Annotated in this window: 11 protein-coding genes; 3 read left to right on the top strand and 8 right to left on the bottom strand. The window is 68.2% G+C overall.

What is annotated here, in order from left to right; all coding sequences use genetic code 11:
- The first annotated feature begins 45 nt into the window (after positions 1-45).
- Positions 46-867, top strand: coding sequence for an integrase (locus ACZ3YL_RS26425; RefSeq protein ID WP_465660063.1), 822 nt, complete (start codon positions 46-48; stop codon positions 865-867).
- Positions 868-957: 90 nt separating this feature from the next.
- On the opposite strand, the gene ACZ3YL_RS26430 is transcribed toward ACZ3YL_RS26425, so the two are convergent.
- The 3 genes from ACZ3YL_RS26430 to ACZ3YL_RS26440 all read right to left on the bottom strand — a co-directional run bounded on the left by ACZ3YL_RS26430 (position 958) and on the right by ACZ3YL_RS26440 (position 3120).
- Entirely contained in the window at positions 958-1326 is a 369-nt protein-coding gene (locus tag ACZ3YL_RS26430; RefSeq protein WP_188306558.1) for a hypothetical protein, read from the bottom strand.
- Positions 1327-1516: 190 nt separating this feature from the next.
- On the bottom strand, positions 1517-2476 hold the full coding sequence (locus ACZ3YL_RS26435; protein WP_188306559.1) for a pirin family protein: 960 nt from the start codon (positions 2474-2476) through the stop codon (positions 1517-1519).
- Between the two features lie 140 nt (positions 2477-2616).
- Positions 2617-3120: an SseB family protein gene (locus ACZ3YL_RS26440; RefSeq protein ID WP_375896745.1), complete on the bottom strand. Its 504-nt coding sequence runs from the start codon at positions 3118-3120 to the stop codon at positions 2617-2619.
- A 215-nt stretch (positions 3121-3335) separates the two neighbouring features.
- Here ACZ3YL_RS26440 and ACZ3YL_RS26445 point away from each other — a divergent pair, with 215 nt between their 5' ends.
- Both ACZ3YL_RS26445 and ACZ3YL_RS26450 read left to right on the top strand, forming a co-directional pair.
- Entirely contained in the window at positions 3336-5165 is a 1830-nt protein-coding gene (locus ACZ3YL_RS26445; RefSeq protein WP_465660064.1) for an acyl-CoA dehydrogenase, read from the top strand.
- A gap of 623 nt (positions 5166-5788) precedes the next feature.
- Entirely contained in the window at positions 5789-7102 is a 1314-nt protein-coding gene (locus ACZ3YL_RS26450; protein ID WP_188306561.1) for a M18 family aminopeptidase, read from the top strand.
- Between the two features lie 56 nt (positions 7103-7158).
- On the opposite strand, the gene ACZ3YL_RS26455 is transcribed toward ACZ3YL_RS26450, so the two are convergent.
- The 5 genes from ACZ3YL_RS26455 to ACZ3YL_RS26475 all read right to left on the bottom strand — a co-directional run bounded on the left by ACZ3YL_RS26455 (position 7159) and on the right by ACZ3YL_RS26475 (position 13845).
- A complete protein-coding gene (locus tag ACZ3YL_RS26455; RefSeq protein ID WP_465660065.1) occupies positions 7159-8973 on the bottom strand; it encodes an NHL domain-containing thioredoxin family protein in 1815 nt (604 codons plus the stop codon).
- A gap of 311 nt (positions 8974-9284) precedes the next feature.
- On the bottom strand, positions 9285-11072 hold the full coding sequence (locus tag ACZ3YL_RS26460; RefSeq protein ID WP_465660066.1) for an ATP-dependent nuclease: 1788 nt from the start codon (positions 11070-11072) through the stop codon (positions 9285-9287).
- A gap of 243 nt (positions 11073-11315) precedes the next feature.
- Positions 11316-11786 (bottom strand): NUDIX domain-containing protein, encoded by a 471-nt coding sequence (locus tag ACZ3YL_RS26465; protein ID WP_465660067.1) that lies wholly within the window; start codon positions 11784-11786, stop codon positions 11316-11318.
- Positions 11787-12147: 361 nt separating this feature from the next.
- Positions 12148-13683: a recombinase family protein gene (locus tag ACZ3YL_RS26470; RefSeq protein ID WP_465660068.1), complete on the bottom strand. Its 1536-nt coding sequence runs from the start codon at positions 13681-13683 to the stop codon at positions 12148-12150.
- 21 nt (positions 13684-13704) lie between these two features.
- A complete protein-coding gene (locus tag ACZ3YL_RS26475; protein ID WP_465660075.1) occupies positions 13705-13845 on the bottom strand; it encodes a hypothetical protein in 141 nt (46 codons plus the stop codon).
- Positions 13846-14048: the final 203 nt, after the last annotated feature.

Raw genomic sequence — 14048 nt, forward strand, 5'->3', positions numbered from 1 at the left:
GCACGGGTCTGGGCGCGGGCCGGGGGTGGCGGCCACACTGTCGGGATGCAGCTACAGCTCGCAGGGGAAGCACGGCGGCCCGACCGCGAGAGCGAGGACTTCGTGGCGGCCTCGCCGGAGGCACTGGTCCTGCTGGACGGCGCGAGTGCGCCGGCCGGCCTGGAGTCCGGGTGCCGGCACGGAACCGCCTGGTACGTCCGCCGGTTGGGCGTGCACCTGCTCGCCCGGCTCACCGACCGGGTGGACCGTTCGATCGCCGAGTGCCTGGCCGACGCCATCGTGGAGACGGCCGCGCTGCACGGCGGCCGCTGCGACCTCGGCCACGCCAACACGCCCGCGGCGATGGTGGTCGCGGCCCGGCGGCACGGCGAGTCGCTGGAGTACCTGGTGCTCGGCGACTCGCTGCTGGTGCTGGAGTTCAAGGACGGCCCGCCCCGGGTGATCGGCGACAACCAGCGCTTCCCCGGCGGGGAGGAGCTGCGCCGCCAGGTCTGGGCGACCGTCCCCGGCTCGGCCGAGCGGGCCGCGCTGCACCTGGAGTACGCGCTGGCGGTGCGCGCCGCCCGTAACCGGGGCGCCGGCCCGTGGATCGCCGCCGCCGTTCCGCGGGCCGCGGAGCACGCCGAGACCGGCTTCGTCCGGCTGGACCGGCTGCACGCGCTGGCCGCCCTCACCGACGGCGCCTCGCGGTACACCGAGCGCTTCGGGATGGGCAGTTGGGGCGATGTGCTGAAGCTGCTCGCCGAGTCGGGGCCGGGTGAGCTGATCGCCCAGGTCCGTGAGGTGGAGCGGGCGGACGCCGGCTGCGAGCGCTGGCCGCGCGGCAAGACCCACGACGACGCCTCCGCCGTCTACGCGTTGCTGTAGGCGGCGGAGGCGCTGCTCGGTCGGGGGCGTGCGCTCGGTCGGGTTCGTGCGGTCGTGCGGTCGGGCGGGGTCGCGGCCCGGGTCTTCGGGTCAGCGGTTGTAGCCCCAGGCGAAGCTGGACGCGTCGCCGACCTTCTGGACCCACGGCCGCACGTAGCGGGACGGGTCGTCACTGGTCGAGTACCCGCCGCCGGTGATCTGGCCGACCCAGCCCTGGTCGCTGGTGTACGCGCCGGCCTCGCAGCCCTGGGTGCCGTTGCTCCAGTTGGTCAGGTCGTACTCCACGTACCAGTGCGCGTTGTAGTAGAAGTGCACGTAGATCGAGCAGGTGCCCGTGGTGTCGTAGACGGTGTACGAGCTGGTGTCGATGGCCGGTCGGGCCTGGGCCGCGGTGGCGCCGGTCAGGGCGATCAGCGGGGCTGCGGCGAGTACGGCGAGCCGCCGGACGGTACGGCGCATGGCTGGGTTCCTCCCGTTGTGGTCTCGACCAATCTGGCCAGTGGTTCAGACCAATCGCATTATCCCGACGCGCCTGGAGCTGGTGTCAATACCCGTGCGGCAAGGGGGAGATGAGGCTTCGGAGCGCTTCCGGTACGGAGCATGCGAAAGGGCCCGGACCGTGTGGTCCGGGCCCTCTTCGCGCGGTGGGTCAGCTGGCGCTGGTCGGGATGGTGCCGAGCCGGCCGGCCTGGAAGTCCTCCATGGCCTGCTGGAGCTCGCGGTGGCTGTTCATCACGAACGGGCCGTACCAGGCGACGGGTTCGCGGATCGGGAGGCCGCCGAGGAGCACGACCTCGAAGTTGGTGTCGCGGGAGTCCTGCTTCTCGTCGGCGCGGATGGTGAGGGAGTCGCCGTCGCCGAAGACGACGGCCTGGCCCCGGTGGAAGGGGCGGTGCTCCGTGCCCGCCGAGCCGCTGCCGGCCAGGCCGTAGGCGAGGGCGTTGAAGTCCGCGCGCCAGGGCAGGGTGATCTGGGCGCCGGGGCTGATCGAGGCGTGGATCATGGTGATCGGGGTGTGGGTGGTGCCGGGGCCCTGGTGGCCGTCCAGCTCACCGGCGATCACCCGGAGCAGCGCGCCGCCGTCCTCGGTGCTGAGCAGCTTGACGCTGCCGCCGCGGATGTCCTGGTACTTCGGGGCGATCATCTTGTCCGAGGCGGGCAGGTTGACCCACAGCTGGAGGCCGTGGAAGAGGCCGCCGGACTTCACCAGCGACTCGGGCGGGGTCTCGATGTGCAGCAGGCCGGAGCCGGCCGTCATCCACTGGGTGTCGCCGTCGGTGATGGTGCCGCCGCCGCCGTGCGAGTCCTGGTGGATGAACGTTCCGTCAATGATGTAGGTGACGGTCTCGAAGCCGCGGTGCGGGTGCCAGGGGGTGCCCTTGGGCTCGCCGGCCGCGTAGTCCACCTCACCCATCTGGTCCATCATGATGAACGGGTCGAGGTACTTGGTGTTGATCTTGGCGAAGGCACGGCGGACGGGGAAGCCCTCGCCCTCGTAGCCCTCGGGGGCGGTGGCGACGGTGAGTACCGGCCGCGCGTTCGCGACGGCCGGGTCCGGCGTGGTGACGCGCGGGAGGGTCAGCGGGTTGTCGACGGTCACGGCGGGCATGTCGGCCTCCTTTGAGGGGGGTTCTCTGGCCTACGTGCACGAGGTTAGTTCAATCCTCAACAACAAGCAAGTTGAAAGTTGAACTATGTAGTGACGGGGGAGCCGGGCCTTCCGGCCCGGGGGCTCCCTCTCAGGATGGGTCAGCCGTACATCCGGCGCATGGTGAAGTCGACCATCTGCTCGACCGCCTTGGCGTCGAACACCATCCGGTGCTCGCCCTCCATGTCCAGCGCGAAGCCGTAGCCGGTCGGCAGCAGGTCCAGCACCTCGGCGCCGGTGACGGTGAAGTGCTTGGAGTCCTTGCCGGCGTAGCGGCGCAGCTCCTTGAGCGAGCTGAACATCGGGATCACCGGCGTCGGGGTGTTGTGCAGCGCCAGGAAGCCGGGGCGCTCACCTCGCGGGCAGTGCACCTTCGAGGTGATGAAGATGGCCTGGAAGTCCTCGACCGCCATCGAGCCGGTGGTGAAGGCCCGCACCGCGTCCGCCAGGGACGGCGGGGACGGCTCCGGGTAGAGGGACTGCTGGGGCGCCTGCCCCTGGGTGCCGTACGCGTCCGGTCCGGGCATGCCGTTCATGCCCGGCTGCGGACCCGCCTGCTGCTGGTAGGGGTCACCCGGGTATGCGTTCTGGTCATATCCGTACACACGGACAGGCTAGCGGGAGCGCACCCGCCCGCGCTGGCGTCGATCCTGACAAGGAGTGGCCGCCCCGGCTTGTGGGACGTGACCACGTTCATAGCGGATTCACCGCCGGGGGCTTGCCCAAGTTACCGCTGGGTAGCATCATGATGCCTACTGGTGGGTACGGGGCGCCCGAAACGCGGCGGTCTCCCGGAAGCGACGAACCGGAGAAAACGGCCATGGGTCACTACAAGTCCAACCTGCGGGACGTGGAGTTCAACCTCTTCGAGGTGTTCGGTCGCGACCAGGTGTACGGCACCGGCCCGTACGCGGACATGGACGTCGAGACCGCGAAGAACATCCTCAGCGAGATCGCCCGCCTCGCCGAGAACGACCTCGCCGCGTCCTTCACCGACACCGACCGCAACCCGCCGGTCTTCGACCCGGAGACCAACACCGCGCCGGTCCCGGCCGCGTTCAAGAAGAGCTACCAGACCTTCATGGACGCCGAGTGGTGGCGCCTGGGCATCCCGGAGTCCATCGGCGGCCAGGTCACCCCGAACTCGCTGATCTGGGCCTTCGCCGAGCAGATCCTGGGCTCCAACCCCGCCATCTGGATGTACTCCTCCGGCCCGGCCTTCGCCGGCGTCATCGCCGAGGAGGGCACCGAGGAGCAGCTCGAGGTCGCCAAGCGGATGACCGACCGCCTGTGGGGCTCCACCATGGTCCTCACCGAGCCCGACGCGGGCTCCGACGTGGGCGCCGGCCGCACCAAGGCGATCCAGCAGGAGGACGGCTCCTGGCACATCGAGGGTGTGAAGCGCTTCATCACCTCGGGCGAGCACGACATGTCCGAGAACATCATCCACATGGTGCTGGCCCGCCCCGAGGGCGGTAAGCCGGGCACCAAGGGCCTGGGCCTGTTCATCGTCCCCAAGTTCGACTTCGACTGGGAGACCGGCGAGCTGGGCGAGCGCAACGGCGTCTACGCCACCAACGTCGAGCACAAGATGGGTCTCAAGGCCTCGAACACCTGCGAGATGACCTTCGGCGCCAAGCACCCGGCCAAGGGCTGGCTGCTCGGCGAGAAGGTCGACGGCATCCGCCAGATGTTCAAGATCATCGAGTTCGCCCGGATGATGGTCGGCACGAAGGCCATCGCCACCCTCTCCACCGGCTACCTGAACGCCCTGGAGTACGCCAAGGAGCGCGTGCAGGGCGCCGACATCTCGCAGTTCCTGGACAAGACCGCCCCGCGCGTCACCATCACCCACCACCCCGACGTGCGCCGCTCGCTGCTCACCCAGAAGGCCTACGCCGAGGGCATGCGCGCGCTGGTCCTGTTCACCGCGTCCGTCCAGGACGACATGACCGCCGCCAAGCTGCGCGGCGAGACCGACGAGGCCGCCGAGCGCCTCAACGACCTGCTCCTGCCGATCGTCAAGGGCTACGGCTCGGAGAAGTCCTACGAGCAGCTCGCCCAGTCCCTGCAGACCTTCGGTGGCTCCGGCTACCTGCAGGAGTACCCGATCGAGCAGTACATCCGCGACGCCAAGATCGACACCCTGTACGAGGGCACCACGGCGATCCAGGGCCAGGACTTCTTCTTCCGCAAGATCGTCAAGGACGGCGGCCAGGCGCTGGCCGCGCTGTCCGAGCAGATCCAGAAGTTCCTCGCCTCCGCCGAGGGCGGCGACGCCCTGGCCGCCGAGCGCGAGCTGCTCGCCAAGGCCGCCGGCGACCTGGAGGCCATCGTCGGCAAGCTCATCGCCGACCTGACCTCGGTCGAGCAGGACGTCAAGAACATGTACAAGGTGGGCCTCAACACCACCCGCCTGCTGATGGTCTCCGGCGACGTCGTCGTCGGCTGGCTGCTGCTGCGCCAGGCCGCGGTGGCCCTGGCCAAGCTGGAGGCCGGCGCCTCCGAGAAGGACGTGCCGTTCTACCAGGGCAAGGTCGCGGCCGCCCGCTTCTTCGCCAAGAACGTCCTCCCGACCATCGCCCCGCAGCGGGCGATCGCCGAGGGCATCGACAACGAGATCATGGAGCTGGCGGAGGAGGCCTTCTAAGGCCCGTACCCACCCGTCGCCCGCCACCTCCCTTCGTGGGACACGCTGCGTGCGGCACCTCCTGAACCGCCTGACGACACCCTCACACCGAAGGGCCCGGCTGCCACCGGGCCCTTCGGTGTTTCCGCGTGGTTCCGTTGTTCTCGGGGTTTCAGTGTTTTCGGACAGTTCTGAAACTACGTGCCGCGGAGCGCGGTGAGCGGGTCGGTGCGGGCGGCGCGCAGGGCCGGGTAGAGGCAGGCCAGGAGGTCGTCGTCGTGGTCAACGGAGGCCTCTCCCGGGGGACTTCACTGGGACGAGTGTGATCACCGGCCGCCGGGAAGGGGGACGGGTTCCCGGGATTTCCGTTCCGCTCGGCCCTGTTGACGGTCGGCCACGGGCCGCGCGGCCCGGCGGGACTCCTCCGGGGTCGGCTCGGAGGGCGGCCGGACGGGCCTGCTGACGGTGTGCGACGGCGGGGAACCGGGCGGTGAAGGGGGGTCGGTGAGGTGCGGGTTCGGGGTTGTGTGGGTGTTCCGCATCGCATGCGAGGTCACGAATGCCATGTCCGTGTACGGGCATATGCTCAAGGTGCGAAGCCGATCCCCCATCCGGCTTCGGCCCTCCCTCGACCCTGGAGCAGTATGTCGACCGCCGCCCGCCAGGCATTCTTCGACCGGACGCACACCGACGATCTGATCGCGTTCCTCGGCACGTCGCCGTCCCCGTACCACGCGGTCGCGAGCGCCGCCGAGCGCCTGGAGAAGGCGGGGTTCCGTCAGGTCGCGGAGACGGACGCCTGGGACGCGACGGCCGGCGGGCGCTACCTGATCCGCGGGGGCGCGCTGATCGCCTGGTACCTGCCGGAGGGGGTCGGGCCGCAGACACCGTTCCGGATCGTCGGCACCCACACCGACTCGCCCAACCTGCGGGTGAAGCCGGTGCCGGACGCCGGCTCGGCCGGGTGGCGGCAGGTCGCGGTGGAGATCTACGGCGGCGTTCCGCTGAACTCCTGGCTCGACCGTGACCTGGGCCTGTCCGGCAGACTGGCGCTGAAGGACGGCAGCGCGCGGCTCGTCCAGCTGGACGAGCCGCTGCTGCGCGTGCCCCAGCTCGCCATCCACCTGGACCGCCAGGTCAACGACGGCATGAAGCTCGACCGGCAGCGGCACCTCACCCCGATCTGGGGTCTCGGGCCGGTCGACGAGGGCTCGCTGATCGCCTACGTCGCCGAGCGGGCCGGGCTCGCCGCCGAGGACGTGGCCGGCTGGGACCTCATGACCCACGACGTCCAGCCCGCCTCCTACCTGGGCCGCGACCGGGAGCTGCTGGCCGGCCCGCGCCTGGACAACCTGCTGTCGGTGCACGCGGCCACCGCCGCGCTGGCCGCCGTGGCCGTCGCCGCCGCCGAGGGCGGGGTCGCGCTGCCGTACATCCCGGTGCTGGCCGCCTTCGACCACGAGGAGACCGGCAGCGAGTCCGACACCGGCGCGCAGAGCCCGCTGCTCGGCAACGTGCTCGACCGGACGGTCCACGCCCGCGGCGGCTCCCCGGAGGACCGCGCCCGGGCGCTGGCCGGCACCGTCTGCCTGTCCTCGGACATGGGCCACGCCGTCCACCCGAACTACTCCGAGCGGCACGAGCCGGGCCACCACCCGCTGCCGAACAACGGGCCGATCCTCAAGGTCAACGTCAACAACCGCTACGCGACCGACGGCGTCGGCCGGGCGGTGTTCGCGGCCGCCTGCGAGAAGGCCGGCGTGCCGTGGCAGAGCTTCGTGTCCAACAACGCGATGCCCTGCGGTACGACGATCGGACCGATCACGGCGGCGCGGCTGGGCATCAAGACGGTGGACTGCGGCATCGCGGCGCTGTCCATGCACTCGGCGCGCGAGCTGTGCGGGGCGGAGGACCCGTACCTGCTGGCGAGCGCGATCAAGGCGTTCCTGGAGGGCTGAGGACGCCGACACCCGGAGGGGGCCCGTTCTCGGCGGGCCCCCTCCGCGCTGCCCGGCTACTCCATGCCCGCCAGCACCAGCGGGAGGCGGCGGACGCCGTCGGCGACCAGCTTCACCGGCACGCCCCAGTCCTGCTGGTGCACGTGGCAGGCCGGGAACTCGATCGCCGGGTCGTCGTCGCAGGAGGCGGCCATCGCGGAGACGTGCAGCACGCCCTCGGTGACCTCGTCGGAGAGCACCAGCTCGCGGGAGAGGTCGGTGTCCGCGCCCGCGCCGGAGACCAGCAGCTCGGGCGGGGTCGAGCTGACCAGCAGTCGGGTCGACGGGCCGTAGCGCTCGTCCAGCTTCTGGCCGCTCGGCGCCTCGAAGACCACGTCCAGCCGGAGGGCGCCGGGGGCGACCTCGGTGGCCGCCCGCTGGGTGCGGTGCGCCACCGACTCGACCCGCACCGCCTCCTCCGGCAGCCGCAGCCTGGTCAGCCGGTGCCGGGCCGACTCGACCACCACGATGTCGTCGTCCACCAGCACCGCCCCGGAGGGCTCGCGCAGGTCGGTGGCCAGGGTGGTGACCTCGCCGCTCGCCGGGTCGAAGCGGCGCAGCGCGTGGTTGTAGGTGTCGCTGACGGCCACCGAGCCGTCCGGCAGCACCGTCACGCCCAGCGGGTGCTGGAACAGCGCCTGGTCGGCGGCGCCGTCACGGTGACCGAAATCGAACAGGCCGGTGCCGACGGCGGTGTGGACGGTCCTGGTTTCACGTGAAACGAAACGCAGCGCCGAGGTCTCCGAGTCGGCCACCCAGAGCTTCCCGCCGTCCGCCGAGACCGCCAGGCCGGACGGCTGGGCGAACCAGGCCTCGGCGACCGGGCCGTCCACCAGGCCCTCGTTGGTGGTGCCGGCCGCGACGCCGACCGTACCGGCCGCCGGGTCGTACGCCCACAGCTGGTGCACGCCGGCCATCGCGATCCACACCCGGCCGTCGAACCAGGCGACGTCCCACGGCGAGGAGAGGTCCACCTCGCGGGCCGGGCCCGCGGTGGGTGAGCCCTGCCACCACTGACGGCCGGTGCCGGCCAGGGTGGTGACGCTGCCGTCGGCCAGCCGCACACCGCGCAGCGCGTGGTTCACGGTGTCGGCGACGACCACGTCGTAGTCGCCGCCCTCGGGGAGCAGCGCCAGGCCCTGCGGCTCGCTGAACCGCGGACTGGTGCCGTCCACCAGACCGCGCTGCCCGTCACCGATCCGGCGCACCACCGTCTCGCCGTCCTCGGCCAGCTCGACCAGGCTGTGGTGGCCGGAGTCGGCGACCAGGAAGTGGCCGTTCGGCAGCCGCACCGCCTTGCCGGGGAACTTGAGGTCGTCGCTGCTCGGCTCCGGCGCCACGTACGGGCCGTCGCCGCGGCGCAGGGTGCCCTTGGCCTCGTGCTCCGCCTCCAGCTCGGCCACCAGGCGGGCGATCGCGTGGGCGTGGCCCTCACCGGCGTGCTGGGCCACCACGTAGCCCTCGGGGTCGATCACGACGAGCGTCGGCCAGGCGCGGACGGCGTACTGCTTCCAGGTCGCCAGCGCCGGATCGTCCAGCACCGGGTGGTGCACCTCGTAGCGGGCCACGGCGTCGACGACGGCCTGGTGGTCGGCCTCGTGCACGAACTTCGGCGAGTGCACCCCGACGATCACCACGGTGTCGCGGTGCTGCTCCTCGAGCTCGCGGAGCTCGTCGAGGACGTGCAGACAGTTGATGCAGCAGAAGGTCCAGAAGTCTAGTACGACACACTTACCTCGCAGGTCGGCAAGCTTGAGTTCCTTGCCGCCTGTGTTGAGCCATCCACCGGCGCCGACCAGCTCGGGGGCGCGGACACGTGCACGAGAAGCCATGCCCCAATCAAACCTCACGAGCGGTGTCCGCGTTCCGGGCCCCCGTGTGATTGGCAACTCCCTGCCGCGCAGGCCAAGACAGTCCTCTGTTCAACCCCCGCCCGACGAAGAAATCGGCATCTTCGTCGGGCGACCATACCGGCGGCACGGTCTCGGAGCCGGTGCCGCTCACAGTCGGCCTAGGTGTTCACCCGTAGCCGCCCTGGGTAGCGGTGATGCTGCGCGGGGCTGGGCGGCAGCAGCGGAGCAACTCGGTCCCAACAGGCCGCCAGGCACAATTCGAGGACATGTCCACGGTGGGCAGAGCAGAGTTAAGAAAGTTGCTTCATTATCGCCCGAACAACTATCTGTATGTGCTCCTGGGCTCGACTGCCGAGATGTTCCTCTCTTTGAAGTGCCTCCGATAGCCATTCGGGCCCCTTGCGACTTTCGACAGTCGGCGCAAGGCGCTCAAGCTCGCCCTCTCGAACCAAGACGATACCAATCGACTCCAGCTCTTCCAGGAGGCGGGATGCCGCATTGGCAGACGGTCCGTCTCTGAATGAGCGAACTCCAAACTCTTTCAAGTCTTGCCATGGGCTTCGATCCGCCCGCAGGGCTGCTAGTACGACTCCTTCGGTAGACTTGTCATATCGATCTTGAGGATTTTCCTCCAAGACCCTGCGGACCAGTTCAAGAACCTGGCCTCTGGTTTTTGGCGTACGGGGGAGTTTGAATTGCTGCGTTGCCTTCCGGTAGTCGCTTTCGAATGAACTCCAGTCTCCGCCCATTGCCTCTACGAGTGTCCTGATTTTTCTGGACTCATTGAGGATGTCCAAATCGGCGACAACTACCATAGGTACGGAGACCGAGCGCAATGACTTGACTGCCCGGGCGAAGCCGTCTTTGCCGCCGACCGGCGTGAACTGAATGTCGCCTGATGAGAACTGCAGCTTTTCGACGCCCTCTAGTGACGCGGCGAAAAATCGGCAGTCCCCGTCGGATTCTGCCAGCACTACCGCGCGATGAAAAAGCCCATCGAGTACATTGCTGTACTTAAGGACCGGATCGCTCCATAGGTGTCGAACCATTTCGTGGTCTAGCTGATGGATTGAGGTGTCATCGCTGCGGCGGTCAAGACGCACTACTGCCACCGGAGTCTGAGTATCGAGTAGTCCGGTTAGTAGATTGCGGTCGTGGGTAGCAAGAAGTATTTGAATGCCGCGTTCCGCCGCGATTTGCCCAAGTACCGCTCCCGCAATCTTTGCCTGTGGCGGGTGGAGAAAGGCCTCAGGCTCATCGACGAGCATAATCTGGCAATTAGATGTCACCAATGGCAGTAACAGGCCTAGGAGGCTGCGCATGCCATCACCCTGGCTTTCCAGAGGCGGCAATTGGGCTAGGGATTGAACATATGCTGGCGTTATTGAATCAACTGCCGGTGCCTCGATATCTGTTTGTCCAACGCGGAGCTGAGTCCGACGTCCAATCCGTTCAAGGGTGAGCTGCTGTCGAAATATCCGCTCGCTAAGCTGTTGCATCAGGGCGAGCAGGTCTGGGTTATCCTGTATGCGATGAAGAGGGTGTATGGGCGGGTCGCCCAGCTCTTTTCTTTGCTCGACCGGCGCGACTGCCCCAATTCTCTTGTGTAGATCTGTCCGATGGACGACATGTCCTGCGATCTTGCTGAGAGATTGGGGGGTGCTCTCGCCCCTGCAAAAGCTGCGGATGGCGCTGATGCCCACTGCCCGGCCGCCGTTGCCGTCGAGAAACCCCTGGCTATACTTTTTCCCGGACCATTCGGAATTCTCTTTGAACCAGGCAAATGTGTCTGCCTCACTCCCCTCTCGGGCGAGAGTGACATCTTCTATGAGCTTGGTCCTGTAGACGGTGTCCTCTGGCCTTGAGAGTTTAGTCCACAAGTCGCGCAAGAGGGTAGACTTTCCAGAGTTGTTGCCGCCGACTATCACAGTCACGCCGCTGCGTGGAGGGCAGACCGTGGTCCCGTTGGTCATAGAGATTTCATTGATTGAGACAGAGAAGTTGACTGAATTCCCTCCCTCTGCAAGGTCTTCGGGTAGGGATATCTCGGTCTTGTCTTGGCGTACAGGCGATGACATGGCCGTCATTATGCACGGACCGAGCCGATGCGGGGGATGTTTTTGAGAATCTCAACGGAGATGCGGAGTCCATGCCCTTGTGGCCGTGCTGCTGCAATCGGGGCCGATGTCCTCACGAAGCGTGGTGAGGGATGTCGCTCAGGGCGTACACGTGCATGAGAAGCCATGCCCAAAAACCCGCGCTGCCGTCCGCATTCCGTGCAGGGCTGGTCATCGGCGCCAGCTGAGGCTCGGGTCGCTGGTCTACCCGAGGTAGGGAGAGGTCCGCTGTTCCAGGAAGTGCCGGAGCCGTAGCTGCTGGGTGTGGTGCATCGGCAGGTTGGCGATCTCCTCAGGGAAGACGGAGCGGAGGTCGGTGGACTCGTCGGAGATGCGCAGAGTGCCGCCCGTCACCCGGGCGGTGAAGCAGACGTTGAACTGTTGGCGGACCTCACCATCCGAGTACGCGATGACGTGACGTGGGTCGGTGTAGGTGCCGACCAGGCCGGTGATCTCGACTTCCAGACCCGTCTCCTCGAAGACCTCCCGCACGGCCGCGTCCGGCAGCGACTCGCCGAGGTCCATCGTCCCGCCGGGCAGGGCGTACAGGCCGTTGTCGACCCGTCGCTGGAGCAGGATGCGCCCGGCGTCGTCCGTCACGACGGCGGATGCGGCGACCACAAGTCGGTTGGGCTTGGGGGCGTTGGGATCGTCGTAGTACTCGGTCCGTGCCACGGATCAGCTCTCCTCGACCGGTCGGGCGGTGCTCCACACCGCATCGAAGCTCGAAGCGTAGGTGTCGAACAGCCCGTTGCCGACACCCTCCCTGCCGCGCTGGGGCGGGAGTGGGAGGGGGCGCTCGCCTGGTCGGCGGCGAGAGGCAGCGCAGCACGGGTGACGTGGTGACGGAAATGACGGTCGGTTCTGGTTTCTCTAAGTACACGCGTTCTAGAGAAAACCTGGATCACCCGTCATTCCGTCACCACGTCACCCTCGCCGCCCGGGCGCAAGCGTCGACATGGCCGCCAGCAGGCATGAAGAAGCCCCACCTGATCACCACCGGACCAGGCGGGGCTGAGAGGGCCGCATAGAGCGGCTACTCCGTGATCGCGGCCCACTTGATACGGACTCGCTGCTCGGGGACGAAGCGCTTCCCGCGTTCGCCCTTGCTGATGAACACGCCGTCTATGGCCAGGGACAGGCGGTCCCGCTTCTCATCCTGCGTCGAAGCCCCCCAAGCGGGGTACAGCATCTCGCTGTCCAGGAGTGGAGTGATGTCGACGGCGGGGAGCGGGATGTTGGCGAGATCGGCGTGCAGGCCGTCGATGCGGCTCTGGAGCCGGGCGGCGAGGCGGTCGTAGCGGTCGAGTGCACCCGGGCGGTCGAACTCGCCACGGACGTAGCGTGCGTCTTCGAGGTCGGCCAACCGGGCTTCCTGATCGGTGATCTCTGAGGCAATCGCGTCCCGCTTGGCGAAGGTTTCGGGGTCGGTCCGCTTCATCCACCGGTCAGCGATCGCCACCAGCAAGGGGGCGTCCAGATCGAGGGCGGGGAGCAGCGAGAGGAACCGCTCGGACACGTAGTCGTCCACCCGGTCCGCCATGGCGCTGGCGCCGGGGCACTGGTTGCCCGCTCGGCGGGCCATGCACTGGTAACTGTTGCCGACCTTGTGCATCCGGCGACCGCACCCGGGTACGTCGCAGAACACGAGGCTGGTGAGCAGCGCCGTGCCGTTCGGCTTCGGCATCCGCTTGCCTGCGTGGACGCGGGTCCGGGATTCGAGTTGCCGGATGATCCGCTCGCGCTCGCCGACCGTGACGATCCCCTCGCCGATGCTGACCGTGTCCAGCGTCTCGGGGTCTCGGTAGGGGAATACGCGGCTCGTGAACTTCCGGCTCCCGTCCTCGGCTTCGATGGTTTCGGTCTCAGGCATGAGACCGGCGAAGGCAGGCGACTTGACCAGGTTCATGATGCTCGCGGCGTTCCACTGGCCGCCCCGGGCCGAGGGGATGTCGTACTCGTTGAGCAGCCGGGCGATTTGCACGAGGGACTTGCCGGCCAGCGCGTCATCGGCGATGAGGCGGGCGTAGACGGCCGTCTCGGGGTCGTGCACCAGCTTCTTCGTGGCGGGGTCGACCAGCAGCCCGTACGGAGGCTGTCCGCCGATCCACTGGCCCTGTCGGCGCAGGTGTCGCTTCGCGTGGGCCACGCGGGTACCGAGGTTCTTCGACTCGGACCGGGCGAGTTCGGCGAGCATGGCGACGACCATGCGGGCCGAGTCGTTCGAGGTGTCGAGACCGTCCACGACGGAGACCAGACGGCCGCCCGCCTTCTCGATGTCGTCCAGGACCTTGCCGACCTGGCCGATGCCCTTGCGGGACAGGCGGTCCAGCTTCCACACGATCAGCGTCCCGACGACGCCCGCCGTGACGGCGGCAAGGGCGGAGTCGAAGCCTTTGCGCTCAACGTCCTTGAAGCCGGAGCGCCCCCGGTCGATGTGGACCCTGCGGACCGTCAGGCCGTTGCGCTCGGCCCATGCGCGGCAGTCGGCTTCCTGCCGTTCGATCGCCGTCTTGCCGTCCCGGTCCAAGGACAGCCGAAGGTACAGGTCACACAGGGTGTGGTGGTGCACGTACGCCCCCTCTGGAGATCCCTACATTGTGTAAGACTTCCAGAAGTCCAGGATGGTGATCTTGCCCCGGAAGTCGGCGAGGGTGAGGTCCTTGTCGCCGGTGTTGAGCCAACCGCCGGCGCCGACGAGTTCGGGGGCGCGTACGCGTGCACGAGATGCCATGGGGGTTATCCAACCTCATGTGGGGTGGGGGGCCGCTGACGCGGGGGTGTGTTCGTGGGGGTGGGCTCTCGGGAGGGTGGGTGGGTGCCAGGGGCGGCTCCGGGGGTGGCCGCTCCGGGGGCTGGGTGATTTTCGGACTGCCGACTCTGTGGGTGGGGGGTTGGGCGCCGTTGGCAGTCTGAAAATAACAACAAAAACCCCAC

Source organism: Kitasatospora sp. NPDC023176 (genome assembly GCF_055560495.1).

Coding starts and splice junctions, on each gene's coding strand:
- ACZ3YL_RS26425 (WP_465660063.1), top strand. CDS start 46: ATGCAGCTACAGCTCGCAGGGGAAGCACGGCGGCCCGACCGCGAGAGC.
- ACZ3YL_RS26430 (WP_188306558.1), bottom strand. CDS start 1,326: ATGCGCCGTACCGTCCGGCGGCTCGCCGTACTCGCCGCAGCCCCGCTG.
- ACZ3YL_RS26435 (WP_188306559.1), bottom strand. CDS start 2,476: ATGCCCGCCGTGACCGTCGACAACCCGCTGACCCTCCCGCGCGTCACC.
- ACZ3YL_RS26445 (WP_465660064.1), top strand. CDS start 3,336: ATGGGTCACTACAAGTCCAACCTGCGGGACGTGGAGTTCAACCTCTTC.
- ACZ3YL_RS26450 (WP_188306561.1), top strand. CDS start 5,789: ATGTCGACCGCCGCCCGCCAGGCATTCTTCGACCGGACGCACACCGAC.
- ACZ3YL_RS26455 (WP_465660065.1), bottom strand. CDS start 8,973: ATGGCTTCTCGTGCACGTGTCCGCGCCCCCGAGCTGGTCGGCGCCGGT.
- ACZ3YL_RS26460 (WP_465660066.1), bottom strand. CDS start 11,072: ATGTCATCGCCTGTACGCCAAGACAAGACCGAGATATCCCTACCCGAA.
- ACZ3YL_RS26475 (WP_465660075.1), bottom strand. CDS start 13,845: ATGGCATCTCGTGCACGCGTACGCGCCCCCGAACTCGTCGGCGCCGGC.